Origin of the sequence: Kribbella catacumbae DSM 19601 (assembly GCF_000372465.1) — a bacterium.
Classification (GTDB): Bacteria; Actinomycetota; Actinomycetes; order Propionibacteriales; family Kribbellaceae; genus Kribbella; species Kribbella catacumbae.
In genome coordinates, this window is the sequence record NZ_AQUZ01000056.1 from 21,185 (window position 1) to 48,148 (window position 26,964).

Annotated in this window: 26 protein-coding genes; 20 read left to right on the forward strand and 6 right to left on the reverse strand. The window is 67.9% G+C overall.

The features are described 5' to 3' along the window. Nucleotides 1–44 precede the first annotated feature (44 nt). Nucleotides 45–674 carry a PadR family transcriptional regulator gene (locus A3ES_RS0137180; protein ID WP_020391921.1) on the reverse strand — a complete coding sequence of 210 codons (630 nt, stop codon included), beginning with the start codon at nucleotides 672–674 and terminating at the stop codon, nucleotides 45–47. Nucleotides 675–731: 57 nt separating this feature from the next. Here A3ES_RS0137180 and A3ES_RS0137185 point away from each other — a divergent pair, with 57 nt between their 5' ends. Continuing rightward, nucleotides 732–1,589 (forward strand): GNAT family N-acetyltransferase, encoded by an 858-nt coding sequence (locus A3ES_RS0137185; RefSeq protein WP_020391922.1) that lies wholly within the window; start codon nucleotides 732–734, stop codon nucleotides 1,587–1,589. Between the two features lie 194 nt (nucleotides 1,590–1,783). On the opposite strand, the gene A3ES_RS0137190 is transcribed toward A3ES_RS0137185, so the two are convergent. Both A3ES_RS0137190 and A3ES_RS0137195 read right to left on the reverse strand, forming a co-directional pair. Continuing rightward, nucleotides 1,784–2,404: an MBL fold metallo-hydrolase gene (locus tag A3ES_RS0137190; protein WP_020391923.1), complete on the reverse strand. Its 621-nt coding sequence runs from the start codon at nucleotides 2,402–2,404 to the stop codon at nucleotides 1,784–1,786. Nucleotides 2,405–2,406: 2 nt separating this feature from the next. Then, nucleotides 2,407–3,678 (reverse strand): isochorismate synthase, encoded by a 1,272-nt coding sequence (locus tag A3ES_RS0137195; RefSeq protein ID WP_020391924.1) that lies wholly within the window; start codon nucleotides 3,676–3,678, stop codon nucleotides 2,407–2,409. A gap of 142 nt (nucleotides 3,679–3,820) precedes the next feature. Here A3ES_RS0137195 and A3ES_RS0137200 point away from each other — a divergent pair, with 142 nt between their 5' ends. The 17 genes from A3ES_RS0137200 to A3ES_RS0137280 all read left to right on the forward strand — a co-directional run bounded on the left by A3ES_RS0137200 (nucleotide 3,821) and on the right by A3ES_RS0137280 (nucleotide 22,838). After that, a complete protein-coding gene (locus A3ES_RS0137200) occupies nucleotides 3,821–4,522 on the forward strand; it encodes a demethylmenaquinone methyltransferase (protein WP_020391925.1) in 702 nt (233 codons plus the stop codon). Between the two features lie 262 nt (nucleotides 4,523–4,784). After that, nucleotides 4,785–6,098 (forward strand): geranylgeranyl reductase family protein, encoded by a 1,314-nt coding sequence (locus A3ES_RS0137205; protein ID WP_020391926.1) that lies wholly within the window; start codon nucleotides 4,785–4,787, stop codon nucleotides 6,096–6,098. A 123-nt stretch (nucleotides 6,099–6,221) separates the two neighbouring features. Next, nucleotides 6,222–6,581 (forward strand): NADH-quinone oxidoreductase subunit A, encoded by a 360-nt coding sequence (locus A3ES_RS0137210; protein ID WP_020391927.1) that lies wholly within the window; start codon nucleotides 6,222–6,224, stop codon nucleotides 6,579–6,581. Nucleotides 6,582–6,584: 3 nt separating this feature from the next. Beyond that, entirely contained in the window at nucleotides 6,585–7,139 is a 555-nt protein-coding gene (locus A3ES_RS0137215; protein ID WP_020391928.1) for a NuoB/complex I 20 kDa subunit family protein, read from the forward strand. Then, entirely contained in the window at nucleotides 7,136–7,843 is a 708-nt protein-coding gene (locus tag A3ES_RS0137220; protein WP_020391929.1) for an NADH-quinone oxidoreductase subunit C, read from the forward strand. Before A3ES_RS0137215 ends, A3ES_RS0137220 begins: the two co-directional genes overlap by 4 nt. Then, nucleotides 7,843–9,192: an NADH-quinone oxidoreductase subunit D gene (locus A3ES_RS0137225; RefSeq protein ID WP_020391930.1), complete on the forward strand. Its 1,350-nt coding sequence runs from the start codon at nucleotides 7,843–7,845 to the stop codon at nucleotides 9,190–9,192. Before A3ES_RS0137220 ends, A3ES_RS0137225 begins: the two co-directional genes overlap by 1 nt. After that, nucleotides 9,193–9,909 carry an NADH-quinone oxidoreductase subunit NuoE gene (nuoE, locus tag A3ES_RS0137230; protein WP_020391931.1) on the forward strand — a complete coding sequence of 239 codons (717 nt, stop codon included), beginning with the start codon at nucleotides 9,193–9,195 and terminating at the stop codon, nucleotides 9,907–9,909. 2 nt (nucleotides 9,910–9,911) lie between these two features. Beyond that, nucleotides 9,912–11,213, forward strand: a complete 1,302-nt coding sequence (gene nuoF / locus A3ES_RS0137235; protein WP_020391932.1) for an NADH-quinone oxidoreductase subunit NuoF — start codon at nucleotides 9,912–9,914, stop codon at nucleotides 11,211–11,213. Beyond that, complete coding sequence (locus tag A3ES_RS0137240) at nucleotides 11,210–13,639, forward strand: NADH-quinone oxidoreductase subunit G (protein ID WP_020391933.1); 2,430 nt, start codon at nucleotides 11,210–11,212, stop codon at nucleotides 13,637–13,639. Before nuoF ends, A3ES_RS0137240 begins: the two co-directional genes overlap by 4 nt. A 73-nt stretch (nucleotides 13,640–13,712) precedes the next feature. After that, nucleotides 13,713–15,068: an NADH-quinone oxidoreductase subunit NuoH gene (gene nuoH, locus A3ES_RS0137245; RefSeq protein WP_020391934.1), complete on the forward strand. Its 1,356-nt coding sequence runs from the start codon at nucleotides 13,713–13,715 to the stop codon at nucleotides 15,066–15,068. Then, nucleotides 15,061–15,609: an NADH-quinone oxidoreductase subunit NuoI gene (nuoI, locus tag A3ES_RS0137250; RefSeq protein ID WP_020391935.1), complete on the forward strand. Its 549-nt coding sequence runs from the start codon at nucleotides 15,061–15,063 to the stop codon at nucleotides 15,607–15,609. The genes nuoH and nuoI overlap by 8 nt, the downstream gene beginning before the upstream one ends. Continuing rightward, nucleotides 15,606–16,451 (forward strand): NADH-quinone oxidoreductase subunit J, encoded by an 846-nt coding sequence (locus A3ES_RS0137255; RefSeq protein WP_020391936.1) that lies wholly within the window; start codon nucleotides 15,606–15,608, stop codon nucleotides 16,449–16,451. Before nuoI ends, A3ES_RS0137255 begins: the two co-directional genes overlap by 4 nt. 73 nt (nucleotides 16,452–16,524) lie before the next feature. Continuing rightward, on the forward strand, nucleotides 16,525–16,824 hold the full coding sequence (gene nuoK / locus A3ES_RS0137260; RefSeq protein WP_020391937.1) for an NADH-quinone oxidoreductase subunit NuoK: 300 nt from the start codon (nucleotides 16,525–16,527) through the stop codon (nucleotides 16,822–16,824). An 11-nt stretch (nucleotides 16,825–16,835) separates the two neighbouring features. Then, on the forward strand, nucleotides 16,836–18,707 hold the full coding sequence (gene nuoL / locus A3ES_RS0137265) for an NADH-quinone oxidoreductase subunit L (protein ID WP_026163562.1): 1,872 nt from the start codon (nucleotides 16,836–16,838) through the stop codon (nucleotides 18,705–18,707). Next, nucleotides 18,704–20,227, forward strand: coding sequence for an NADH-quinone oxidoreductase subunit M (locus A3ES_RS0137270; RefSeq protein ID WP_020391939.1), 1,524 nt, complete (start codon nucleotides 18,704–18,706; stop codon nucleotides 20,225–20,227). Before nuoL ends, A3ES_RS0137270 begins: the two co-directional genes overlap by 4 nt. A gap of 11 nt (nucleotides 20,228–20,238) precedes the next feature. Beyond that, nucleotides 20,239–21,825: an NADH-quinone oxidoreductase subunit NuoN gene (gene nuoN / locus A3ES_RS0137275; RefSeq protein ID WP_026163563.1), complete on the forward strand. Its 1,587-nt coding sequence runs from the start codon at nucleotides 20,239–20,241 to the stop codon at nucleotides 21,823–21,825. Further along, on the forward strand, nucleotides 21,822–22,838 hold the full coding sequence (locus A3ES_RS0137280) for a polyprenyl synthetase family protein (RefSeq protein WP_020391941.1): 1,017 nt from the start codon (nucleotides 21,822–21,824) through the stop codon (nucleotides 22,836–22,838). The genes nuoN and A3ES_RS0137280 overlap by 4 nt, the downstream gene beginning before the upstream one ends. On the opposite strand, the gene A3ES_RS0137285 is transcribed toward A3ES_RS0137280, so the two are convergent. From A3ES_RS0137285 to A3ES_RS0137295, 3 genes are all read right to left on the reverse strand, one after another. Further along, nucleotides 22,822–23,436, reverse strand: coding sequence for an AAA family ATPase (locus A3ES_RS0137285; protein ID WP_020391942.1), 615 nt, complete (start codon nucleotides 23,434–23,436; stop codon nucleotides 22,822–22,824). The genes A3ES_RS0137280 and A3ES_RS0137285 overlap by 17 nt on opposite strands. Nucleotides 23,437–23,518: 82 nt before the next feature. Continuing rightward, the gene (locus A3ES_RS0137290; RefSeq protein ID WP_020391943.1) at nucleotides 23,519–23,974 is read right to left on the reverse strand and encodes a cupin domain-containing protein; all 456 of its coding nucleotides are present in this window, start codon (nucleotides 23,972–23,974) and stop codon (nucleotides 23,519–23,521) included. A 76-nt stretch (nucleotides 23,975–24,050) separates the two neighbouring features. Continuing rightward, nucleotides 24,051–24,533: an RrF2 family transcriptional regulator gene (locus A3ES_RS0137295; RefSeq protein WP_020391944.1), complete on the reverse strand. Its 483-nt coding sequence runs from the start codon at nucleotides 24,531–24,533 to the stop codon at nucleotides 24,051–24,053. 160 nt (nucleotides 24,534–24,693) lie between these two features. On the opposite strand from A3ES_RS0137295, the gene A3ES_RS0137305 reads away from it, so the two are divergent. Both A3ES_RS0137305 and A3ES_RS0137310 read left to right on the forward strand, forming a co-directional pair. Continuing rightward, nucleotides 24,694–25,662 (forward strand): GNAT family N-acetyltransferase, encoded by a 969-nt coding sequence (locus A3ES_RS0137305; RefSeq protein ID WP_020391945.1) that lies wholly within the window; start codon nucleotides 24,694–24,696, stop codon nucleotides 25,660–25,662. Nucleotides 25,663–25,714: 52 nt separating this feature from the next. Next, nucleotides 25,715–26,503: an alpha/beta fold hydrolase gene (locus A3ES_RS0137310; protein WP_157630954.1), complete on the forward strand. Its 789-nt coding sequence runs from the start codon at nucleotides 25,715–25,717 to the stop codon at nucleotides 26,501–26,503. Nucleotides 26,504–26,964: the final 461 nt, after the last annotated feature.

A 26,964-nucleotide genomic window follows, 5' to 3' on the forward strand; every position in this document is an offset into this window, starting at 1 on the left:
ATCAACCTTGAATAGTCAATGTTGACTAAATCCGGGAAATCCGGTCAGGGCCTCGGCGGCTCCGGGATGACGCCCCAGTGCGTCGCCGTCCCCGGTGGCGGCTGAAAGGTCGACGGCTCGCCCGCGAACGAGTAGTCCCCGTCGGCCACCCGCTGCCGGAACGCCTTGGTCCACTCCAGCTCGCCCCGGTCGCGCGCGCTGGAGATCCGGAGCATTTCCACCACGTGGTCCGGCGTCGCGGGGTCCTCCTGGATCTGACGTTCCTTGAACGGCTCGACCTTGGCGAACTGCTCCAGCTGGACGATCCGGGACTCCAGCGCGGCCAGTACTTCGTCGCGGCGCAGGGACCACATGAAGCTGAGCGCGGCCTGCATCAGCCCCGGCTGGAAGCCTTCGACACTCCACAGCGCGGACCGCAGCAGCGAGAAGTACTCCGCCTCGCCGTCGGCCGTCAGCTTGTACGACGTCCGGCCGGGCTTGTTGCCGGCGCCTTCCTCCAGCTCCATCAGGTAGCCGTGCTTGGCCAGTGTGCGCAGGCCCGTGTAGATCGAGCCGGGGTTGATGTTCGCCCACTCCTCCACCTTCCAGGTCATCAGCTCGCGCCGCAGCTGGTAGCCGTAGGCGGGCTGGAAGATCCGGACGACCCCGAGCAGGAGCAATCGCGTGGTGGACATGCCCGCAGTGTAAATTCACCGGCGTCGATCGGCGTGCTGCCCGTAGGCTGACTGGCCATGAACGTGCGGCTGACCAGTGATCCGGCGGAGTTCCAGGCGACCACCTTCCCGTTCCTGGAGGCGGACCCGGTCCTGCACACGCTGATCATGACCAATGTGGCCGACCGGGTCGCCGGTCGCTACCCGGCCGAGGCCGGGCCGGCGTACTTCGTCTCCGTGCACGACGACGCCGGTGAGGTGGTCGGCGCCGCGATGCGGACTCCGGGCCGGCCCGTCTATGTCGGTGCGCTCCGCGCGGACCTGGCGGCCGAGGTCGCCGAGGCGTACGCCGAAGTGCTGCCAGAGCTGAGCGGGGTCGCCGGTGACCGTGCCGCGGTCCGCGCGTTCGGGCAGCGCTGGACGGAGCTGCGCGGCCTTGCGGGGGCGGGTTCGACGGGGAGGGTGGCTGGGACGGAGTCCAGGGGGACCCGCCTGCACAGGCTGGACACGCTCACTCCACTCGTGGCAGCCGGCAACTGCCGGCCGATGCGGGCGGGCGACGTGCAGCTGGCCGCCGAGTGGATGTCCGACGGCTTCCCGGCGGAGGCCGCCTTCCTGGACGCGACCTGGGCAGAGCGTCAGCTGGCGCAGGGCACGATGTGGTTCTGGGAGGTCACCGGGGAACCGGTGAGCATGGCGTCCTTCCGGCTACCGCTCTTCGGGGTGAGCCGGGTCGGCCCGGTCTACACCCCGCCCGAACGCCGCCGGAACGGCTACGCAGGTGCGCTCACCGGAGAGATCTCCGCAAAGGTGCTTGCCCAGGGCAATCAGGCTTGCCTCTACACCGACCTGGCCAACCCGACCTCGAACAAGATCTACGCCCAGCTCGGCTACGTCCCGGTCGCCGACTTCATCGACCTGACCTTCACCGCATGAGAATCCACGCGACCAGCCCCCGGGCTTGCCATGGCCGTGCGGTGCGGAATTAGTTGCTGATGGCAACGATCGGATCTCCACGCATACCGAACTTAGGTAGGCAAGCGGTTACCTCGGCGTGTCGCGGTACTCCGCGGGGGTTCTGCGTGCGTGGCGGTCCGGGGCGCAGCTGTCACCAGTAATGGTGACAAATGTCAGTTGACCTCGACGGAGTCGCCGGGGGTGACGAGCACGAACGGCCGGTCGCCCTGGCCGTCGAGGAAGCGCTTCATCTGGCCCTGGCCGACCGCGCTCAGCGGCGCCTCGTGGATGCCGATGGTCTGCTCTGCTTGTACTGCGCGCGCGTACTCGACCGCCGGAGGCAAGGAGAACCACGGCCCGCCGATCGGCACCAGGTTGGTGTGCACCTTGCGGTCCGGCTGGGTGAACGAGTCACCCGGGTGGTAGACGGCGTCCTCGATCAGGTAGCCGACGTTCACGCACGGAACGCCCAGCTCCGGCAGGATGATCGCGTGATCCTTGCCATAGGCACGGACCGCGAAACCGGCCGCCTCGAAAGTGTCGCCCTCGGCCACCACGCTGACCCTCTCGCCCAGCTCGCCGAGCTGCGCGGCGGCACCGGCGTTCGTCCAGATCGGGGCGTCCAGGCGCTTGATCCGATCGACGTCGAGGTGGTCCGGGTGCTCGTGGGTGACCAGGATCGCGTCCACCCCGGCGAAGGCCTCGTCCTCGGCGAAGTTGCCCGGATCGACGAGCAGCACCTTGCCGTCCTTCTCCAGCCGGACACAGGCATGCGTGTACTTCGTGAGCTTCACGGTCAGTCTCCCAGTGCGTCGCGCATCGGAACCAGCTTGGCGTTCGTCTCGGCCAGTTCGGCCTCCGGGTCGGACCCGGCGACGATGCCGGCGCCGGCGAACAGGCGCATCCTGGTCGGGTCGTCGGGGTCGGCCTGGCCGCAGCGCAGTGCGATGCACCACTCGCCGTCGCCGGCCGCGTCCATCCAGCCGACGGGCCCGCTGAAGCGTCCGCGGGACATGCCCTCGATGTCGCCGATCACGTCCCGCGCGGTGTCGGTCGGCGTACCGCAGACTGCGGCGGACGGGTGCAGTGCGGCGGCGAGGCCGAGTGCGGAGGCGCCGTTGGCCGCGACACCGGCGACGTCGGAGGCGAGGTGCATCACGTTCGGCAGGTGCAGCACGAACGGGGTCTCGGGCACGTTCATCGACTTGCAGTGCGGCTTCAGGGCGTCGGCCACCGAGCGGACGGCGAACTCGTGTTCCTCGAGGTCCTTGCTCGATCGCGCCAGCGAGGCGGCCAGCGCCAGATCATGCGCGTCGTCGCCGGTACGCCGGATGGTGCCCGCCAGCACCCGCGAGGTGATCAGGCCCTTCTCGCGCCGGACCAGCAGCTCCGGGGTGGCGCCGATCAGGCCGTCGACCGAGAACGTCCAGCAGTTCGGGTACGCCTGCGCCAGCCGGCGCAGCGGCCAGCGCAAGTCGATCGGGTTGGGGGAGATCGCGACCAGGTCGCGCGCGAGCACCACCTTGTCCAGCTCGCCGCTGGTGATCCGCTTGACCGCGTCGGCGACGATGCCGGACCACTCGGTACCGGACCTGGCACCGTCGGCGAAGGCGACCGCACCGACCGGCTCCGGCTCGTACGTCGTCAGCTCCGGGGGAGCAGCCAGTGAGCTGGCGCCCGAGATCGTGGTCACCCACGTGATGCCGCCGCGACGCCCGACGATCACCTCGGGCACCACCAGCTCACTCGGGTCGGAGTCGGTGAAACCGAACGACCCGAAGCAGACCAGTCCCGATCCTGGTACGCCGACCTCGTCGCGCACGACGGCGCCGGCCGTGAGCTCTCTCCACCAGTTCTGGGCCTCGGCGAACCGGTTGCTACCGGCAACATCCAGCCGGGCGGCGACGCCCCAGCCGACGTGCCCGTCACCCCGGCGTACCCAGGCCAGTCCGCCGGTTTCCGGCAGGTGGTCCATCAGAGCGGCGGCGACGCCCTCGACCCGCTGGCTGCGAACCACCAGCTGCGGCGCCGGCAGTTGGCCGGGTCGGACCGGGTCAGACAAGCTCACGGCAACACTCCTCGCTCGCTTCCCGGCCCCGGGTCTCGATGGCCGGCCGGCTCATTGGAGATTCGCTCACGAGATGCAAGCGTAGGCCGCCCCGATGTCCAGCGAATTTCGGCGCCTGTCGCAGCCGTGATCAACTAGACAAGTGACCAGGGCCGATCTCACCAAACAGCCGGAAGCAGTCGCCGCCATGTTCGACAACGTGGCTGAGGGCTACGACCGGACCAACGCGGTCGCCACGATGGGGCTGGAGAAGGCCTACTGGCGGCCGCAGACGCTGGTGGAGATCGCGCCGCGGAAGGGGATGAAAATCCTCGATCTGGCGGCCGGGACCGGTGCGTCCAGCGTGAAGTTGCGCGAGGCCGGGGCCGAGGTGGTGTCCTGCGACTTCTCGGTCGGCATGCTCCGGGTCGGCAAGCGCCGGTACCCCGAGCTGGACCTGATCGCCGGTGACGCGCTGCGGCTGCCGTTCGCGGACGAGACCTTCGACGTGGTCACCATCTCGTGGGCGCTGCGGAACGTGAACGACGTCACGGTCGCGCTCGCCGAGATGCTCCGGGTGACGAAGCCGGGCGGCCGGCTGGTGGTGCTGGAGAACTCGCACCCGACCTGGAAGCCGTTCCGGGTCGCCTACCTGGAGTACATGATGCGCGCCGTCCCGGTAGTCGCGAAGGCCGTCTCGACCAACCCCGACGCCTACGTCTACCTGGCCGAATCGGTCCGGGCCTGGCCCGGCCAGGCCCCCCTCGCGGACACTATCGAGGCCTCCGGCTGGACCCGCGTCCAATGGCGCAACCTGACCGGCGGCCTGGTCGCGATCCACCGCGCCGTCAAGCCAACCACCTGAACCACCTGAACATTCGCCCCCTTTTCACCCTCCGTGCGGCATCTCGGGTCAGTGGGGGCCGGCGGAGAGGGTGAAAAGGGGGCGAATGATCAGGTGTGGGGTGGGGGTTGTATTTACGCAACGCGGGGTGTGCATAAATCGGTTGCGGGCAAGGGGTTCCGGGCCGGTTTCGTGTCCAAGTCAGGCAGTCCTAGACTGTCGGATGACCAGGCCTCGTGAATCCCTTCACGAGTGACGCAGCCAACTTCCAGGCCGGGATGAGATGAGCCAGAGCGAGCCGTTCAGGCAGCAGGCCGAGACCGCTGATGTGATCGTTGTCGGTGCCGGACCCGCAGGCTCGGCCGCGGCGTACCATCTGGCCAACGCCGGTCTCGACGTCCTGCTGCTGGAGAAGACCGCGTTCCCGCGCGAGAAGGTGTGTGGCGACGGCCTCACCCCGCGCGGTACCAAGCAGCTGATCAACATGGGCATCGACATCTCGCCCGAGGCCGGCTGGATCAAGAACTACGGCCTGCGGATCCAGGGCGCCGGGCACCAGTTGCAGCTCGACTGGCCGGACCTGGCCAGCCACCCGAACTACGGGCTGACCCGCAACCGGATGGACTTCGACGACATGCTGGCCCGCCAGGCCGTCAAGGCCGGCGCCCAGCTGCGCGAGCGGACCAACGTGACCGCGCCGATCCTGGACGACAAGGGCTTCATCGTCGGCGTCACCGCCAAGCCGGTCGACGACAACGGCCGGCGGTCCGGTGACGACCTCGAGTTCCGCGCGCCGCTGGTGATGGCCGCCGACGGCAACTCGTCGCGGCTGAGCGTCTCGATGGGCCTGCACAAGCGCGACGACCGCCCGATGGGCGTTGCCGTCCGCACCTACTTCACCAGCCCGCGCCACGACGACGACTACCTCGAGTCGTGGCTGGAGCTGTGGGCCGACGACCCGCAGACCCCGGGTCAGCGCAACCTGCTGCCGGGGTACGGCTGGATCTTCGGGATGGGCGACGGCACGGTCAACGTCGGCCTCGGCATCCTGAACACCTCCGACGCCTTCGGCAAGGTCGACTACGCCGACCTGCTCAAGCAGTGGCTGAAGCACACGCCGGAGGAGTGGCAGTTCCGCGACGAGTTCCAGACCATCCCGATCCGCGGCGCGGCGCTGCCGATGGGCTTCAACCGGCAGCCGCACTACACCCGCGGGCTGATGCTGCTGGGCGACGCGGGCGGGATGGTGAACCCGTTCAACGGCGAGGGCATCCCGTACGCGATGGAGTCCGGCGCGTTCGCCGCCGAGGTCGCCTCGCAGGCTCTGCGCCGGCAGCCGAACCAGCGCGAGCGGGCGCTGTCGGCGTACCCGAAGGCGCTGAAGCAGGAGTACGGCGGCTACTACACGCTCGGCCGGGTGTTCGTGAAGCTGATCGGAAACCCGGAGGTGATGCGGCTGTGCACGAAGTACGGTCTGCCGCGCACCACCTTGATGAAGTTCACCCTGAAACTGCTGGCCAACCTCACCGACCCGCGCGACGGCGACGTGATGGACAAGATCATCAACGGTCTCACCAAGGTCGCCCCGGCCGCCTGATCGGCGGGGGCGCGTGAGGTGAGACACAGCGGTACTGGTAACACAGTGCTGCACCGTAAGGCAGTACGAACACGACCGACCACCACGCAGTACGGACGCAAGTAAGGAGGGAGCAGCGCCAAGATGCACCCCTACGTACCGATCCTCATCCTCGGTGTGCTCGCGACGATCTTCGTGGCGGGCACCTTGGTGACCAGCGCAGTCGTCGGCCCCCGGCGCTACAACCGGGCCAAGCTCGACTCGTACGAGTGCGGCATCGAGCCGACGCCGCAGCCGGTCGGCGGCGGGCGTTTCCCGGTGAAGTACTACATCACCGCGATGCTCTTCATCGTGTTCGACATCGAGATCATCTTCCTCTACCCCTGGGCCGTCGCCTTCGACCAGATGGCGTTGTTCGGGCTGATCGAGATGGTCATCTTCATCGTTACCGTCTTCGTCGCGTACGCCTACGTGTGGCGCCGCGGCGGACTGGAATGGGACTGACCTATGGGTGTTGAGGAACAGCTGCCGGCCGGCGTCTTGCTGACGACCATCGAGGGCCTGTCCGGCTACATGCGCAAGGCCTCGTTGTGGCCGGCAACCTTCGGGCTGGCCTGCTGCGCGATCGAGATGATGACCACCGGCGCGCCGCGGTACGACGCGGCGCGGTTCGGCATGGAGGTCTTCCGGGCCTCGCCGCGACAGGCCGACCTGATGATCGTGGCCGGCCGGGTGAGCCAGAAGATGGCCCCGGTACTGCGCCAGATCTACGACCAGATGCCGAACCCGAAGTGGGTGCTGGCGATGGGTGTCTGCGCGTCGTCCGGCGGCATGTTCAACAACTACGCCATCGTGCAGGGCGTGGACCACGTCGTACCGGTCGACATGTACCTGCCCGGCTGCCCGCCGCGGCCGGAGATGCTGCTGGACGCGTTCCTGAAGCTGCACGAGGACATCCAGAGCGGCAAGCTCGGCGCGAACAAGAAGGCGTTGCAGGCCGAACAGGAAGCCGCCGCCCTGACCGCGTCCCCCACCCTTGAGCTGAAGGGCCTGCTTCGGTGAGTGACCACCAACCCGAAAATCTTCCGGCGACCACGCCCGGTGGTGACGCCCGGACGCCGGCCGCGGAGGTCGTCGACCAGCGCGAGGGCATGTTCGGCGTCCGCGGTACTGGTGACACCTCGGGCTTCGGCGGTCTGCGCCGCCAGGTCGCGCTGCCGGGCGGATCGGCCAAGCCGTACGGCGGCTGGTTCGACGGCGCCACCGAGAAGCTGGACAGCCTGGTCGGCGACGGCGCGATCGAGAAGGTCGTGGTCGCGCACGGCGAGCTGACCCTGCACGTCGCGCGCGAGCGGCTGGTCGAGGTCGCCCAGCACATCCGCGACGACGCGGACCTGCGGTTCGAGTTCTGCTCCGGGGTCTCGGGCGTGCACTACCCGAACGAGACCGGCCGCGAACTGCACGCCGTCTACCACCTGCTCTCGATCACCCACAACCGGCGGATCCGGCTGGAGGTGTCCTGCCCGGACACCGACCCGCACATCCCGTCGATCGTGTCGGTGTACCCGGCCAACGACTGGCACGAGCGCGAGACCTGGGACTTCTTCGGCATCGTCTTCGACGGTCACCCGGCGCTGACCCGGATCCAGATGCCCGACGACTGGCCGGGCCACCCGCAACGCAAGGACTACCCGCTCGGCGGCATCGACGTCGAGTACAAGGGCGCCGTCATCCCGCCGCCCGACACGCGGAGGTCTTACAACTGATGACTGAGACACAGGATCCGTACGCTGCGTTTGCTGATGCTCGCGACACCACCGAGGGCAAGGTCTTCACCGTCACCGGTCAGGACTGGGACTCGGTCGTGTCCGGCCTGGGTGACGAGCCCGAAGAGCGCATCGTCGTCAACATGGGCCCGCAGCACCCGTCTACCCACGGCGTGCTCCGGCTCATCCTCGAGATCGAGGGCGAGAACGTGACCGAGGCCCGCTGCGGCATCGGCTACCTGCACACCGGCATCGAGAAGAACATGGAGTTCCGCAACTGGACGCAGGGCGTCACGTTCTGCACCCGGATGGACTACCTGGCGCCGTTCTACAACGAGACGGCGTACTGCCTCGCGATCGAGCGGCTGCTCGGCATCGAGGACCAGATCCCGGAGAAGGCGAACGTGATGCGGGTGCTCCTGATGGAGCTGAACCGGATCAGCAGCCACCTGGTCTGCATCGCCACCGGCGGGATGGAGATCGGCGCGCTGACCGTGATGACGATCGGCTTCCGTGAGCGGGAGATGACGCTCGACCTGTTCGAGCTGATCACCGGCCTGCGGATGAACCACGCGTTCATCCGGCCGGGCGGCGTCGCCCAGGACCTGCCGGCCGGTGCGCTGGACAAGATCCGGGAGTACATCACCTGGATGAACAAGCACCTGCCCGAGTACGCCGAACTGTGCAACGCGAACCCGATCTTCAAGGCCCGGCTGCAGGACGTCGGCTACCTGGACCTGACCGGGTGCATGGCGCTGGGCATCTCCGGCCCGCCGCTGCGTGCGGCCGGCTACGGCCTGGACCTGCGCAAGAGCCAGCCGTACTGCGGTTACGAGACCTACGACTTCGACGTACCGACCTGGGACACCGCCGACTCGTACGGCCGGTTCCGGGTGCGGCTGCAGGAGATGTGGGAATCGCTGAAGATCGTCGAGCAGTGCGCCGACCGCCTGGCCAAGATGGAGGGCGAGCCGGTGATGGTGGCCGACAAGAAGATCGGCTGGCCGAGCCAGCTGGCCGTCGGCAACGACGGGATGGGCAACTCCCTCGACCACATCAAGCACATCATGGGCGAGTCGATGGAAGCACTGATCCATCACTTCAAGCTGGTTACCGAGGGCTTCCGGGTACCGGCCGGCCAGGCGTACGTGGCGATCGAGTCGCCGCGCGGCGAGCTGGGCGTCCACCTGGTCTCCGACGGCGGCACCAAGCCGTACCGGGCGCATTTCCGCGACCCGTCGTTCGCAAATCTGCAGGCGATGCCGATCCTGTGCGAGGGCTCACAGGTCGCCGACGTGATCGTCGCCGTCGCCAGCCTTGACCCGGTGATGGGTGGAGTGGACCGATAGATGGCTGACACAACCGTTCCCTACAGCACAGGCGACTCGAAGATCGGTGAGACGACGATCGGCGAGATGCGCGAGCTGGCTGCCCGGTATCCGGAAGGCCGGTCGGCCCTGCTGCCGATGCTGCACCTGGTGCAGTCGGTGGAGGGCCGGATCACTCCGGAGGGCATCGAGGCCTGCGCCGCGGTGCTCGGCCTGACCGGCGCCGAGGTGTCGGCGGTGGCGACCTTCTACACGATGTACAAGCGCCGCCCGGTCGGCGACTACCACGTCGGGGTCTGCACCAACACGCTCTGCGCGATCATGGGCGGTGACCTGATCTTCGAGCGGCTCAAGGAGCACCTCGACGTCGGCAACGACGAGACCACCGAGGACGGCAAGATCACCCTCGAGCACCTCGAGTGCAACGCCGCCTGCGACTACGCGCCGGTGATGATGGTGAACTGGGAGTTCTTCGACGACATGACGCCGGAGTCCGCGACCCAGCTCGTCGACGATCTCCAGGCGGGCAACGAGGTCAAGTCCCCGCGCGGCGCCACGATCTGCACCTGGAAAGAAGCCGAGCGCGTGCTGGCCGGCTTCCCCGACGGCCGTGCCGACGAGGGCCCGACCGGTGGCAAGGCGACGCTGGCCGGCCTGCGCCTGGCCCGCGAACGCAACTGGACCGCCCCGGCTGGCGCGCAGGCCCGGACCACCGACGACAGCCGTAAGGAGGACTGACCATGCTGACTCCGGTGCTGTCCGACAACTGGGACCAGATCCGCTCCTGGCAGCTGGCCTCGTACCAGCGCTCCGGCGGGTACGACGCGCTGCGTACCGCGCTGCGGATGCTGCCGGCCGACGTGGTGACCGCGGTCAAGGACTCCGGTCTGCGCGGCCGTGGTGGCGCGGGCTTCCCGACTGGCATGAAGTGGTCCTTCATCCCGCAGGACAACCCGAAGCCGAAGTACCTGGTGGTGAACGCCGACGAGTCCGAGCCGGGGACCTGCAAGGACATCCCGCTGATGCTCGCCTCGCCGCACACGCTGGTCGAGGGCGTCATCATCTCGGCGTACGCGATCCGTGCGAACACCGCGTTCATCTACGTCCGCGGTGAGGTTCTGCACGTCATCCGCCGGTTGCAGCAGGCGGTTGTCGAGGCCCGGGAGGCCGGCTTCCTCGGCACCAACATCCTCGGCACCGGCTACGACCTGGACGTGATCGTGCACGCCGGCGCCGGCGCCTACATCTGTGGCGAGGAGACGGCGCTGCTCGACTCGCTGGAAGGTCGTCGTGGTCAACCCCGGCTGCGTCCTCCGTTCCCCGCGGTGGCCGGCCTGTACGGCTGCCCCACTGTCATCAACAACGTCGAGTCGATCGCATCCGTTCCCTCGATCATCAACAACGGCGCCGACTGGTTCGGCTCGATGGGCACCGAGAAGTCCAAGGGCCCGACGCTGTACTCGCTGTCCGGCCACGTCACCCGGCCCGGTCAGTACGAGGCGCCGATGGGGATCACGCTGCGGCAGCTGCTCGAGCTGGCCGGCGGGATCCGCGACGGTCACGAGCTGAAGTTCTGGACCCCGGGCGGGTCCTCGACGCCGCTGCTGACCGCCGAGCACCTCGACGTACCGCTGGACTACGAGGGTGTCGCCGGAGCCGGCTCGCTGCTCGGGACCAAGGCGCTGCAGATCTTCGACGAGACCACCTGCCCGGTCCGCGCGACGCTGCGCTGGACCGAGTTCTACAAGCACGAGTCCTGCGGCAAGTGCACCCCGTGCCGTGAGGGCACCTGGTGGCTGGTGCAGATCCTGGAGCGGCTGGAGGCCGGTCAGGGCGACGAGTCCGACCTCGAGAAGCTGCTGGACCTGAGCGACAACATCACCGGCCGGTCGTTCTGCGCGCTGGCCGACGGCGCCACCGCGCCGATCACCAGCTCGATCCAGCACTTCAAGGACGACTACCTCGCGCACTTCACGAACGGCGGCTGCCCGTTCGACCCGATGTTGTCCACCGTCTTCGCGACCGCTGGAGCAACCGCATGACGATCCAAGCGAATCCCCCTGCAGGTTCCGAGGTGGAGCGCACCGACCTGGTGACGGTCACCATCGACGACGTCGAGGTGAAGGTCCCGAAGAACACCCTGGCGATCCGGGCCGCCGAGCAGATCGGCGTCCAGATCCCGCGGTTCTGCGACCACCCGCTGCTCGACCCGGTCGCGGCCTGCCGGCAGTGCCTGGTCGAGGTCGTCGACGCCGGCAACGGCCGCGGGATGCCGAAGCCGCAGACCTCCTGTTCGCTGACCGTCGCCGACGGCATGGTGATCCGGACCCAGATCTCCTCACCGGTGGCCGACAAGGCCCAGCAGGGGCAGATGGAGTTCCTGCTGATCAACCACCCGCTGGACTGCCCGGTCTGCGACAAGGGTGGCGAGTGCCCGCTGCAGAACCAGGCGATGACGAACGGCCGGGGCGAGAGCCGCTTCGAGGGTGTGAAGCGGACCTACCCCAAGCCGATCAACATCTCCGCCCAGGTGCTGCTGGACCGCGAGCGCTGTGTGCTCTGTGCCCGCTGCACCCGGTTCTCCCAGCAGATCGCCGGTGACCCGTTCATCGAGCTGCTCGAACGCGGCGCGCTGCAGCAGGTCGGCATCTACGAGAAGGAGCCGTACGAGAGCTACTTCTCCGGCAACGCGATCCAGATCTGCCCGGTCGGCGCGCTGACCAGCGCGGCGTACCGGTTCCGGTCCCGGCCGTTCGACCTCGTCTCGGTGCCGTCGGTGGCCGAGCACGACGCGTCCGGTTCGGCGATCCGGGTCGACTACCGGCGCGGCAAGGTGATGCGCCGGCTGGCCGGCGACGACGCGGAGGTGAACGAGGAGTGGATCTCCGACCGGGACCGGTTCGCGTTCAACTACGCGAACACCGGTGACCGGCTGACCCACCCGCTGATCCGCGAGGACGGCGAGCTGCGGGCGGCTTCGTGGCCGGAGGCACTGACCTTCGCGGCCCAGAAGCTCACCGCTGCCAAGGGCAACGCCGCGGTACTGACCGGTGGCCGGCTGACCCTCGAGGACGCCTACGCGTACTCGAAGTTCGCCCGGGTCGCGCTCGGTACCAACGACATCGACTTCCGGGCCCGGCCGCACTCGCCGGAGGAGGCCGACTTCCTGGCCGCCGCGGTGGCCGGTACCGGACTCGGTACGACGTTCGCCGACCTGGAGAAGGCCGGCTCGGTCCTGCTGGTGGGCTTCGAGCCCGAGGAGGAGTCGCCGGCGGTCTTCCTGCGGCTGCGCAAGGGCGTCCGCAAGATCGGCACCAAGGTGTTCACCGTCGCGCCGTACGCGTCGCGTGGGGTGGAGAAGCTGTCGGGTGTCGTCGTCCAGTGCAGCCCGGGCACCGAGGCCGCAGTACTGGGTGATCTGCGCACTACGGGTGAGGGCGGGGCAGCGGCGCAGGCCGCGCTCGGCTCCGACTCGATCATCATCGTCGGCGAGCGGCTTGCCACCGTGCAGGGCGGGTACTCCGCCGCGTTGCGGCTCGCGCTCGACACGGGCGCCCAGCTGGTCTGGATCCCGCGCCGTGCGGGTGACCGGGGTGCGCTCGAGGCCGGCTGCCTACCGGGTCTGCTGCCGGGCGGACGCCTGGTCACGGACGCGGCGGCACGAGTCGACCTGCAGGCCGCGTGGGGCGTCGAGCACCTGCCCGGCACGATCGGCAAGGACACCGACGAGATCATCGCCGCGGCCGGATCGCTGCAGGCACTGGTCGTCGCGGGCGTCGAGATCGACGACCTGCCGAACCCAGCGGCGGCCCTGGCCGCGCTGGCGGCCGCGCCGTTCGTGGTCAGCTTCGAGGTCCGCAACTCGCAGGTGACCGAGCACGCCGACGTCATCTTCCCGGTGGTTCCGCCGGCCGAGAAGGACGGCACCTTCGTGAACTGGGAGGGTCGCGAGCGGCCGTTCCCTGTTGTCCTCAAGATGCCGGCCGCGATGCCGGATGTCCGCGCGCTCGCCGCGCTGGCCCAGGAGATGGATTCCTCGCTCGGCTTCAGCACCCCGGCCGGAGCGAAGAAGGAGTTCGACGAGCTCGGCCGCTGGGACGGCGACCGGGCCGGCGAACCGACGTACCAGGCCGGTCCGGCCCTCGGCGCGTTCGACTCGACCCGGCTGGCGACCTGGCGGATGCTGATCGACGACAGCCGCGGCAACGACGGCGAGCCGCACCTGGTCGCGACCGCCCGCCGCCCGGTGGCGCGGATCTCGCAGACCACGGCGCACCGGGTCGGCGTACACGACGGTGACGAGCTGGTGGTCAGCACCGACGCCGGCTCGATCCGGTTGCCGGTGGCAATCACCGTGATGACCGACAACGTCGTCTGGCTGCCGGCCAACTCGGCCGACTCGCATGTCAGACGCTCACTGCACGCAGATCACGGTTCGATCGTGACGATCGCCGGAGGGAACTCATGAACGAGCGGAGCGAGTTCATCATCAGGCACAGCAGCTCCTGCTCATGCGCGCCCGGAGCGAAGCGAGGACGCGCATGAGCACCATCTCGCTTGCCTTGCCGATGGCCTTTCCGATGGCACCGCCGCCGGACGCCGGCGTCGGTAACGACCCCTGGTGGGTGATCGGCCTCAAGGTGCTGCTGGTCTTCGTCTTCCTGATCGTGCTGACGCTGTTCAACATCTGGCTGGAACGCCGCGTGGTGGCCCGGATGCAGCACCGGATCGGCCCGAACGTGCACGGCCCGTTCGGTCTGCTCCAGTCGCTGGCCGACGGCATGAAGCTGATGTTCAAGGAAGACCTGATGCCGAAGGGCGTGGACAAGCTCGTCTACGTCGCGGCCCCGGTGATCGTCTCGATCCCGGCCTTCCTGACCTTCGCGGTGATCCCGTTCGGGCCGACGGTGAAGATTCCCTTCACCGACACCTACACCCGGCTGCAGATCACCGACCTGCCGGTCTCGGTGCTGTACGTGATGGCGGTCGCCTCGATCGGCATCTACGGCATCGTGCTCGGGGGCTGGTCCTCCAACTCGACGTACTCGCTGCTCGGTGGTCTGCGCTCGAGCGCCCAGATGATCTCGTACGAGGTCGCGATGGGCCTGGCGCTGGTCACGGTCTTCCTGTTCGCCGGCTCGATGTCCACCTCGGAGATCGTCGCGGCGCAGGGTTCGCACCAGACGCTGAGTCTGTTCGGTGCCGACATCCCGATCCCCGGCTGGTACGCCGTCCTGTTGTTCCCGTCGTTCGTGATCTACGTGATCTCGATGATCGGCGAGACGAACCGGGCGCCGTTCGACCTGCCGGAGGCCGAGGGCGAACTGGTGGCCGGCTTCCTGACCGAGTACTCGTCGATGAAGTACGCGATGTTCTTCCTGGCCGAGTACATCAACATGGCGACCGTGTCCGCGCTGGCCACCACGTTGTTCCTGGGCGGCTGGCGGGCGCCCTGGCCGATCTCGATCTGGGACGGCGCGAACTCCGGCTTCTGGCCGGTGCTGTGGTTCGTCGGCAAGATGATGCTGTTCATCTTCTTCTACATCTGGCTGCGCGGAACGCTGCCGCGACTGCGCTACGACCAGTTCATGAAGCTGGGCTGGAAGATCCTGATCCCGGTCTCGCTGGGCTGGATCCTGCTGGTTGCCACGGTCCGCGCGATCGGCCGCGAGGTCGACGTACAGCGCAACTACCTGCTGATCGCGGCCGGCGTCGTCGCGCTGATCGCGGTGCTGTCGATGTTCATGCCGCAGAAGAAGACCGACTCCGACGAGCCGGTGGCCGAAGAGGACTTCGACGCCTTCGCCGGGGGCTTCCCGGTGCCACCACCACTCGTCGATTCCACCACCACGAGCCCAAGCGAGACTGTTCGCAGCAAGGAAGGAAGCCGTGGCTAGCGTCAAAGAGTCCCTCTGGGATCCGGTCGCCGGGTTCGGGGTCACCTTCCGGACGATGTTCCGCAAGGTGTTCACCGAGCAGTACCCGTTCGACAAGAAGCCGACCGCACCGCGGTTCCACGGCAGGCACCAGCTGAACCGCTGGCCCGACGGCCTGGAGAAGTGCATCGGCTGCGAGCTGTGCGCCTGGGCCTGCCCGGCGGACGCGATCTACGTCGAGGGCGCTGACAACGCCGAGGGCGGGCGGATGTCGCCCGGCGAGCGGTACGGCCGCGTCTACCAGATCAACTACCTGCGCTGCATCCTGTGCGGACTCTGCATCGAGGCGTGCCCGACCCGGGCACTGACGATGACGAACGAGTACGAACTGGCCGACCGCACCCGCGAGTCCCTCATCTACGAGAAGAAGGACCTGCTGGCGCCGCTGCTGCCGGGGATGGAGGAGCCGCCGCACGACATGCAACTCGGCTCCACCGACAGGGACTACTACCGCGGCCTGATCGGTGCCGCGACACCAGCCGAGGGTGGTGGCGACAAGTGATCGGTCTCGTCACCGGCACCCAGGTCGCGTTCTGGATGCTGGCGCCGATCATGGTGCTGGCCGCGATCGCGATGATCCTGGTCCGCAAGGCCGTGCACTCGGCCCTGCTGCTCGCCACCGTGATGATCTGCCTCGCGGTGCAGTACGCCGCGCAGGACGCTCCGTTCCTGTTCGCAGTACAGATCATCGTCTACACCGGCGCCATCTTGATGCTGTTCCTGTTCGTGCTGATGCTGGTCGGCGTCGACGCTTCCGACTCGCTGGTCGAGACGATCCGTGGTCAGCGGCTGCTGGCCGGCGTCGCCTTCCTCGGCATCGGCATCCTGCTCGTCTTCGCCGTCGGCAACGCCGTGTACGGCGACCCGGTGGGCCTCGGCCAGGCGCAGCCGGACGGAAACGTGAAGGGGCTCGCGCAACTGCTGTTCGGCAAGTACGTGTTCGCCTTCGAGGTCACCTCGGCGCTGCTGATCACCGCGGCGATGGGCGCGATGATGCTGGCGCACCGCGAGCGGCTGACCAAGAAGCGCACTCAGCGCGACCACGCCGAGGAGCGGATCCGCAAGTACGCCGAGTCCGGCGTCCACCCCGGCCCGCTGCCGACGCCCGGTGTGCTGGCCCGGCACAACGCCGTCGACACGCCGGCGCTGCTGCCGGACGGGTCGACCGCACCGACCTCGGTTTCGCGCGTGCTGCAGGCACGTGGCACGGTGTTCCCCGAGACCGAGGAGCGCGACGAGATCGAGACGGTCCGCAAGATCGCCGACGGTGACGCCGGCGACGAGGTCCCGCCGGAGCCCACCGGCACGGACCTGACCGGATTCGGTGAAGGAGAGAAGGCGTGAACGAGCGAAGCGAGCGAACCATTCAGCACAGCACGCTTTCGTCATGCGCGCCCGGAGCGAAGCGAGGACGTGCATGACGACCGAGCCTTACATCGTCCTTTCGGCGATGTTGTTCAGCATCGGTGCGCTCGGCGTACTGGTCCGGCGCAACGCGATCGTCGTCTTCATGTGTGTGGAGCTGATGCTGAACGCGACCAACCTCGCGTTCGTCAGCTTCGCCCGTCAGCACGGCAACCTCGACGGCCAGATCGCCGCCTTCTTCGTGATGGTGGTGGCCGCGGCCGAGGTCGTGATCGGCCTGGCGATCATCATGGCCATCTTCCGCACCCGTCGCTCGGCCTCGGTCGACGACGCCAACCTGCTCAAGTACTGAGGTCATAACCGATGAGTCATGAGCTGATGTGGCTGCTGGTCGCGATCCCGGCGGTGTCCGCGGCGATCCTGCTGCTTGGTGGCAAGGCCACCAACGGCTGGGGTCACCTGCTCGGTACCGCCGCGCCGCTGGCCTCGTTCGTCTGCGGGGTCCTGCTCTTCTTCCAGATGCAGGGTCTCGACGGTGAAGAGCGGTCCGAGACGATCAAGCTGTTCGAGTGGTTCTCGGTCGGCAGCATCCAGGTGGATGTGACCCTGCTGATCGACCAGCTGTCCATCCTGTTCGTGCTGCTGATCACCGGTGTGGGTTCGCTGATCCACATCTACTCGATCGGCTACATGGCGCACGACGCGCGCCGGCGCCGCTTCTTCGGGTACCTGAACCTGTTCATCGCCTCGATGCTGCTGCTGGTGCTCGCCGCCGACTATCTGGTGGTCTTCGTCGGCTGGGAAGGCGTCGGTCTGGCGTCGTACCTGCTGATCGGGTTCTGGCAGCACAAGCACTCGGCCGCGACCGCCGCGAAGAAGGCGTTCGTGGTGAACCGGGTCGGTGACATCGGCCTGTCGCTCGCGGTGATGAGCATGTGGGCGTTGTTCGGCTCGTCCGCCTTCACCACGGTGAACGCCGGCGTCGAGGGCGTCTCCAGCACCTGGGGCACGCTGCTCGGCCTGATGCTGCTGCTGGCCGCCTGTGGAAAGTCCGCGCAGGTGCCGCTGCAGTCCTGGCTGCTGGACGCGATGGAAGGCCCGACCCCGGTGTCGGCGCTGATCCACGCGGCGACGATGGTCACCGCGGGCGTCTACCTGGTGGTTCGCTCGCACGCGATCTACGAGGTCACCGACGCCGCCTCGACCGCGGTGGTGATCGTCGGCACGGTGACCGCGCTGGTCGGTGCGATCATCGGTTGCGCCAAGGACGACATCAAGAAGGCACTGGCCGGTTCGACGATGAGCCAGATCGGCTACATGATGCTCGCCGCCGGCCTCGGCCCGGCGGGCTATGTGTTCGCGATCTTCCACCTGCTCACCCACGGCTTCTTCAAGGCCAACATGTTCCTCGGGGCCGGCTCGGTGATGCACGGCATGAACGACGACGTGAACATGCGGCACTACGGCGGCCTGGCGAAGTACATGAAGGTCACCTTCGCGACCTTCGCCTTCGGCTACCTGGCGATCCTCGGCATCCCGCCGTTCGCCGGCTTCTTCAGCAAGGACAAGATCATCGAGGCCGCGTTCGCGGACAACCTGGTGATCGGTCTGTGTGCCCTGCTCGGCGCCGGCATCACCGCGTTCTACATGACCCGGCTGATGCTGATGACGTTCTTCGGCGAGAAGCGCTGGGAGAAGGACGTGCACCCGCACGAGTCGCCCGCGGTGATGACCGGTCCGCTGGTCGTCCTGGCGGCGCTCTCGCTCGGCGGCGGCGCGCTCTACTTCGCCGGTCACTGGATCGTCGAGTGGCTGGAGCCGGTGGTCGGGCACGAGGAGCACCACCCGCCGGTCAGCGCGCTGGTGATGACGCTGATCACCCTCGCGGTGGTTGCCGTCGGCATCGTCATCGCGGTGGTCCTGTACCGCCGCGACATCCCGCGCGAGGCGCCGGTCCAGGTCTCGCCGGTCACCACCTTCGCCCGCCGTGACGTCTACGGCGACGCGCTGAACGAGGCGGTCCTGATGCGCCCGGGTCAGTACCTCACCCGGACGCTGGTCTGGCTCGACAACCGCGGAGTGGACGGTCTGGTCAACGGCCTGGCCGCGCTCTTCGGTGGGTTGTCCGGCCGGCTGCGCCGGTTCCAGACGGGCTTCGTCCGTTCCTACGCACTCAGCATGGTCTTCGGCGCCGCATTCGTGGTCGTCGCCCTCCTCGCGGTGAGGTTGTCGTGAAAATCGGTTGGTTGACCCTGACACTGCTCCTGCCGCTGGTAGGTGCCCTGGTGACGATGGCGGTGCCGAAAGCCAAGGCGCTGCTGTCGAAGCAGGTCGCGCTGGGCTTCTCCCTGCTCACGCTGGCACTGACCGCGGTGATCGCCGTCGGCTACCACCAGAACGGTGCGGCCGACTATGAGGAGAACCACACCTGGATCGAGGCCTTCGGCGCGCACTACGCGCTCGGCCTGGACGGCGTCGGGATCGTTTTGGTGGTGCTCACCGCGCTGCTCACGCCGATCGTGCTGCTCGCCTCCTGGAACGACGCCAAGTCCGGTCGCTGGAGCGAGAAGTCGTTCTTCGCCTGGATCCTGGCCCTGGAAGCCCTGTCGATCGGCGTCTTCGCCGCCACCGACGTCTTCCTGTTCTACGTGCTGTTCGAGGCCACGCTGATCCCGATGTATTTCCTGATCGGCGGCTTCGGTGGCGCGCAGCGTTCGTACGCCGCGGTGAAGTTCCTGCTCTACTCGCTGCTCGGCGGACTGCTGATGCTGGCCTCCGTGGTCGGCCTGTACGTCATCTCGGCCAAGAACGGCGACCCGTCGTACCTGCTGGCGGACCTGGTCAAGCTCGACCTGAGCCAGAACACCGAGCGCTGGCTGTTCCTCGGCTTCTTCTTCGCCTTCGCGGTGAAGGCGCCGATGGTGCCGTTCCACACCTGGCTGCCGGACGCCGCCGCCGAGGCGACCCCCGGTACGTCGGTCCTGCTGGTCGGCATCCTGGACAAGATCGGCACCTTCGGGATGATCCGGTTCTGCCTGGGCCTGTTCCCGAACGCGTCCGAGTGGGCCACCCCGGTGGTCCTGGTGCTGGCGCTGATCAGCGTCCTGTACGGCGCGCTGCTGGCGATCGGCCAGACCGACATCAAGCGGCTGATCGCGTACACCTCGATCTCGCACTTCGGCTTCATCGTGATGGGCATCTTCGCGCTCACCTCGCAGGGCCTGACCGGGTCGACGCTGTACATGTTCAACCACGGGCTCTCCACCGCAGCGCTGTTCCTGGTGGCCGGCTATCTGATCTCGCGGCGCGGTTCGGCCCGGATCGCCGACTACGGCGGGGTCGAGAAGGTGGCACCGGTGCTGGCCGGCACCTTCTTGTTCGCCGGCCTGTCCAGCCTGTCGCTGCCCGGGTTGTCGCCGTTCATCTCCGAGTTCATGGTGCTCGCCGGAACGTTCAGCAGGCACAAGGTGATCGCGGTGATCGCCGTCGTCGGTATCGTGCTGGCCGCGCTCTACATCCTGATCATGTACCAACGCCTGATGACCGGACCGGTACGGGACGGGATCGAGAAGCTGAAGGACCTGAACTTCCGCGAGGTGTTCGCGATCGCACCGCTGCTCGTGCTGATCGTCGGCCTCGGGGTCTACCCGAAGCCGGTGGTCGACATCATCAAGCCGGCCGTTGAGTCGACGATGCAGCGCGTGGGCGTCACCGACCCGGCCCCGCAGGTTCCCGTGACGGAGGGACACAAGTGAGTGCAGTGCTGATGACGCAGGTGCTGCCACTGGCAGACTTCGTCGCCCCGAAGATCGAGTACAACGAGCTCGCACCGCTGCTCGTTGTCTTCGGCGCGGCCTGTGTCGGCGTCCTCGCCGAGGCCTTCCTGCCGCGGCAGCTGCGGCACGTGGCCCAGGTGGCGCTCGCGCTGGTCGGCCTGGTGGTCGCCGCCGTGCTGACCGTCCTGCTGATGGTGGACGACAAGAAGCTGATCGCGGCGCAGGGTGCCATCTCGGTGGACGGCCCGGCGCTGTTCACCTGGATCACGCTGCTCACGCTGACCGTGATCAGCGTGCTGCTGTTCGCCGAGCGCTCGGTCGACGGTGGCCTGTCCGCCTTCGCGGGCCAGGCGGCCGCAGTACCGGGTAGTGAGGCTGAGCGGGAGGGCACGGCTGCCAAGGTCGAGCACACCGAGGTCTTTCCGCTGACGCTGTTCGCGGTCGGCGGCATGATGCTGTTCGCCTCGGCCAACGACCTGCTGATCATGTTCGTCGCACTCGAGGTCTTCTCGCTGCCGCTGTACCTGCTCTGCGGGCTGGCTCGCCGCCGCCGGCTGATCTCGCAGGAAGCCGCGATGAAGTACTTCCTGCTCGGCGCCTTCGCCTCGGCCTTCCTGCTCTACGGCATCGCCCTGCTCTACGGGTACGCCGGGACGATGTCGCTCGGCGGCATCTCCGACGCGCTGGCCACCAAGACCAGTGGCGACGCGATGCTGCTGGCCGGTACCGGCCTGATCGCGGTCGGCCTGCTGTTCAAGGTCGGTGCGGTTCCGTTCCACTCGTGGACGCCGGACGTGTACCAGGGTGCGCCGACGCCGGTCACCGGGTTCATGGCCGCCTGTACGAAGATCGCCGCGTTCATCGGCCTGATGCGGGTGTTCTACGTCGCGCTGGGCGGCAGCCGCTGGGACTGGGCGCCGATGATGTGGATCGTCGCCATCCTCACCATGGTGGTCGGCTCGATCGTGGCGCTGACCCAGACCGACGTGAAGCGGATGCTCGCCTACTCGTCGATCGCGCACGCAGGGTTCCTGCTGACCGCGTTCGTCGGGCTCTCGCAGGCCGGCAGCGGAGTCACCAACGGCATCACCTCGACGCAGGCCGTGCTGTTCTATCTGGTCTGCTACGCGTTCCCCACCATCGGCGCCTTCGCTCTGGTGACGCTGGTCCGCGACGCGGGCGGCGAGGCGACGCACTTGTCGCGCTGGGCCGGACTGGGCAAGAAGTCGCCGCTGCTGGCGGGCATCTTCGCCTTCTTCCTGCTCGGCTTCGCGGGTATCCCGCTGACTGCTGGGTTCACCGGCAAGTGGGCCGTGTTCACGGCGGCCTGGACCGGTGGCGCGTGGCCGCTGGTAGTGGTCGCGGTGCTGTGCAGCCTGGTCGCCGCGTTCTTCTACGTCCGCGTGATCGTGCTGATGTTCTTCTCCGACCTGCCGGCTGACGCGCCGGACGTGGCGCTGCCCGGGTGGCAGACCACGACCGCCGTCGCCCTGGGTCTGGCCGCCACGGTGGTACTCGGTGTGGTTCCCGGGCCGGTGCTGGCGCTGGCTTCCAGGGCGGGTGAGTTCATCCGGTGAGTCCGTCCCCGCTGCCGGCCGAGAGCCTGGGATTCGCGTTCGCCGACGAGGCGCTCGAGTCCCGGGTTCGTGCTGGGCTGGAAAGGGTCGAGCAGGTGCTTCGCGACTCCGCGCAGTCCGAGGCCCCGTTCGTCACCGAAGCCGCCCAGCACGTGATGGTTGCCGGCGGCAAGCGGTTCCGGCCGTTGCTGGTCCTGCTCGCCGCCGAGCTCGGCCCGAACGCGGGGGCGCCCGAGGTGGTCGACGCGGCCGTGGTGGTCGAGCTGACCCACCTGGCCACGCTGTACCACGACGACGTGATGGACGAGGCCGCGCTGCGTCGCGGCGCCGACAGCGCGAACGCGCGCTGGGACAACTCGGTCGCCATCCTGACCGGCGACTGGCTGTTCGCCCGCGCCTCCGACCTGGTCGCCTCGCTCGGCCCGGAGGCGGTCCGGATCCAGGCTCGCACCTTCGGCCGGCTGGTCGAGGGGCAGATCCGCGAGACGCTGGGTGTCTCCGCTGGCCAGGACCCGCTCGCGCACTACCTGTCGGTGGTCGCGGACAAGACCGGCTCGCTGATCGCCACCTCGGCGCTGTTCGGTGCGCGGTTCGCGGGCGCGTCAGCCGAAGTACAGGAGACTGTTCGTGCCTTCGGTGAGGAGATCGGCCAGGCGTTCCAGCTGGCCGACGACATCCTCGACGTGATGTCCGAGGAGTCCGGCAAGACTCCTGGTACTGATCTGCGCGAAGGTGTGCCGACGCTTCCGGTGCTGATCTTCCGTGCCCAGGCCGACCCGACGCGGGAGGCCGACGCGCGTTTGCTCGAGCTGCTCGACTCCGACCTGAGCGACGACGCCCGCCTGGCCGAGACGCTCGGACTGCTCCGCGCGCACCCGTCGCTTCAGCAAGCCGAGGACGACGTACGCCGGCGCGCGGACGACGCCCGCAAGCTGCTCGAAGACCTCCCCGAAGGCTCAGGGCGCTCGGCTCTCGAGTCCCTTTGCGATCTGGTCGTCACTCGCTCCGTTTAGTTCTTCTCGGGCTGAAGGTGATCCTGGTCAGCTGATTCGCTTCGTGGCGGGTCAGGATCACTGCCGAGACAGCGCCGGGGACGACGCGACCGGGGTTGGTGGTCGCCAGGTCTCGCAGTACTGGCCATCGGCGGCTGTGGGTTTCCATGCTTCCTGGGCGCACGACCCGGGCGCGCGCCCGCTGGCCAAGACGAGCCACGTCGGCCGGTACGTCGAGCATGATCAAGTGGATCGGCCGGCCCGCGGCCTTTGCTGCCCGCCCGATCAGTTGCCTGGCCAACGGTTTGGTCGCACAGTCGTGGATCACCAACGGACCGGCGGTGCGGATCGCACGCAGTACGAGTGCGTAGTAGGCCAGGTGCAGCGCTGGGCGCCAGACGGCGTACGGGATGGGACGCAGTACTGGCTTCCAGCGATTCCTCAGACGTTCGGAGTCGAGCACCTGTACGGCGCCGGGCTCGGAGAACAGCCGCCGGAGCAGGGTGCTCTTGCCGGCGCCGGGCATCCCGGCTAGTACGACGATCGAGTCGGCCGGGTAGTGCAGTTTGGTGGTGCCCAGGCCATCGCGGACACTCGGTGAGATCAGCAACGCGGTCACAGGGAGCCTCCTTCGGCGTTCCCTCGATCATCCCCGGCGCCACTGAGAGACCCTTGAGAATCCGCTGAAGATGGCCAGTGCCCTAGCGACCGGTCCAGGTCGGGCTGTTGACGTAGTGGTTGTCGTAAAGATCACTCGTGGTGGCGAGCACGGACGGGTCGGTGTCGCCGCGGTAGACGCCTTCCAGCAGGCGGTAGTAGTCGAACCGCGGCTTGGCGTGGGTGAGGACGAAGAGCACCTCGGCGTCCGTAGTACCGGCTGCTTCGAAGGCGTGTGCGGTGTTCGGCGGTACGACGAGGAAGTCGCCCTGGTCGAGGGTGATCAGGTCGTCGCCGGTGAGGACGCGGAGGCTGCCGTTGAGGACGAAGAACAGTTCGGAGGCCTCGCGGTGCAGGTGCGGGGGAGCGCCTTCCTTGCCTGGCTTGAAGATCGAGCGGTGGCTGGTGAGGTGGCCGTCGGTCGCCGGGGTGTCGGCGAGCAGGGTGACGCCACTGGCCGCGAGAACTTCGGCGTCGGTCGAGCGAACGAGGATGGTCATGATGGTGGTCTCCTTTGGTTGTGGATAGCAAATATCCAGAATTAGGCTCTGGGTTTGCTCTTGTTTTGCTGGGATTTCAGGACTTGAGGTTGGCGAACCAGCGCCGGGTGTTGCCGGCGGTGTCGGGGTAGGTCTGCTCGACCTGGGCGACGATGTCCGCGATCGTCTGACCCGACAGCTCGCGCCGGTAGGTGAGCTCGGCCTTGTGCATGGCCTGCGAGACCAGGCAGATCTTCCGGTAATCGGCCTTCGAGTCGGCGCCCGGGCCTGCCTTCAGGATCTCCGTACACCTGAAGGCGTCGTCGGCCCCGTCGATCGCGACCACCACATCGAGCAAGCTGATCTTCTCCGGCCGACGGGCAAGCTGAAACCCACCCTTCGGCCCCGAGGTCGACGAGAGAATCCCGGCGCGCGTGAGTGCCTGGAGTTGCTTGTTCAGATACGCAGTAGGCAACTCGTAGAAGGCCGCAAGGCGCTTGGCGGTCACTGCCTCACCCGGGATGAAGCACAGATTCACGCAACTGTGCAGCGCCCACTCCACCCCCTCGTTCATCTTCATAACCTAGATACTAAATATCCAGAATCCCCTTGTCAACCGGTCCTGGCTGCTGTGGGAGTCAGTGGTCACCTCAGACGGTGGGTGTCTGGCGGTGGCACGGGGGCAAGTCTGGCGGTGTATCCGGAAGCGGTCCGTCCGGGATGGGGCCTAGCCTTTGGGGATGGAGCAGGAGTTCAGCGGGGAGGTCATCGAGTGGCGCGGGCCGGCGCCGTACTTCTTCGTCGCCGTACCGGAGCAGGAAAGTGACGCACTGCGGGCAGCTGCGGCGGTCACCAGCTACGGCTGGGGCATGTTGCCAATCACCGCTCGGATCGGCAACACCGAGTGGAAGACGTCGCTGTGGCCGAAGGATGGCGGCTACCTGCTCCCGCTGAAGGACGCCGTCCGCAAGCCCGAAGGCCTGGACGTCGGCGACGTCGTGGACATCCTGCTCATGTCAGACGCGCGGCCCAGCCCGCAGAAGCCGCCGCCGCCCGACAGCCGCGCGCAATCAGCCCCTCGTCCGGCCAAGCAGGTGCCCCGTCCGAAGGGCCCGCGGGCCCCGGTCACCGACGAGCAACTCAAAATCGTCCCGGCGAACCAGGCAACCTGGGAGGACCTGCGAGCGGTCTTCGGCACGACCGGCGACACCGCGCGGTGCTCGTGCCAGCGGTTCCGGATGCTGCCCAAGGAGTCCTGGGCGTCCGAAGGCCCCGAAGAACTCGCCGCCCGGCTTCGTGAGCAGACCGCCTGCGGAAACAAGCAGGCACAGACGACGAGCGGCCTGCTCGCATACCTCGACGGCGAACCCGTCGGCTGGTGCGCCGTCGCGCCGCGAGCGGATCACCCGAGGCTGCTACGCGACTACCGCGTCCCTTGGCTGGGCCGCAATGAAGACAAGGCTAACGCCACCGTCTGGGCCGTGACCTGCTTCGTCACCCGCGCCGGCTACCGGCGCCGAGGAGTCAGCCGCGCACTCGCCAGCGCCGCCGTCACCTTCGCCCGCGAGCGTGGGGCGTCCGCTGTGGAGGGCTACCCAGATTTCGTCGACGGCGGTTCTGTCGGCACTCTCGCCACCTTCGCCGATGCCGGCTTCGCCGAGGTGAGCCACCCAGGCAAACGCCGCGCCGTCATGCGTATCGACTTTTAATTCCCCTGACCGGCGCACGCGTGGTGCGCTATTGTCCGCAACCATGTTCGGTGTGCGAGGCAGGACGGCCCAGCTGGCGTGGTACCGGACCGATGAGGCGGCGGCCGAGGTCGCCTTCCTGCACGGCTTCTCCGACTCTGCGCAGTGCTGGGAGCCGCTGATCGGCGCGATGCCCGGGATTCGGGCGCTCGCGATCGATGCGCGCGGGCACGGCGAGTCCGGGCTTCCGGAGGAACCAATCGGCTATGCATCACAATGCGACGATGCCGCTCTCGTGCTGTCGAGCCAGCCCGGTGACGGCGGGGTGGTCGTCGTCGGCCACTCGATGGGCGCGATGTCGGCCGCCTACCTGGCCGCGTCGAGACCGGACCTGGTCCGTGCGGTTGTGCTGGAGGACCCGCCGACTGGAGAGCCGTCTGCCGCCCCACAGGACGAATCGGAGCCCGTACCCGTACCGACTTGGCTCTCGGACCTCCGAGCACTAGATCTGCCGGCCCGGATCGAGCGGGGCCGATCCGACGAGTCTGACTGGCCCGATGACGAGTTCGAGCCCTGGGCCGTGTCGAAGGCGCAACTCAACCCGCATCTGTTCGAGCTGCCGTATCAGGAGCCGGCCCCGCTGACCGACCTCCTGGCCGCGATCACGTGCCCGGTACTGCTGATCCACGGGGACACCGATCGCGGCTCCCTGATCTCCACCGAGTACGCGAAGCGTTGCGCCGAAGCGGCAGCCGGCGAGTTCCAGGCGATACACATCGCCGGCGCCGGCCACTCGGTCCGCCGCGACAACCGCCCGCAGTACCTCGCGGAACTCACCACTTTCCTCAACCGACACCGCTGAGCACCGGCGCACCGGGCATGGCGCTGCATCTGCTACGACCTACTACTGCTACGCCAGTTCCGCCACATCCGCCCACCCGAGGAACAACTACCAGCCGCGGCGTGACGGCTCGGCCGCGCACCGACGTACCGGCTCCCGTCGGCATCGATAGCCGGTTGTATTACCGATAGCGCCTTGCAGAGCCTGTTGGGAAACGGGTCTGGGGTTCGCGTTGTGTCCCGACCGACAGGAAGTAGTGCCGGTTCTGCGGCCGGCCGCGGCCTCGGTGAGCGTGGCGCGCGGCCGAACGGTCGACTACTTCCTGTCGGTCGGAACACAATTGGCCGCTGCCGAGCCAATTCGCAACAGGCTTTACAGCAGGCCATCGGCCCGATAAGCCGCTAACGGCACACCGGCCACAGGCCTCGCGAACTACGCCTGGCCGAACGCCGGGCTGGGTTGCCGGCTAGCCACCCGACTGG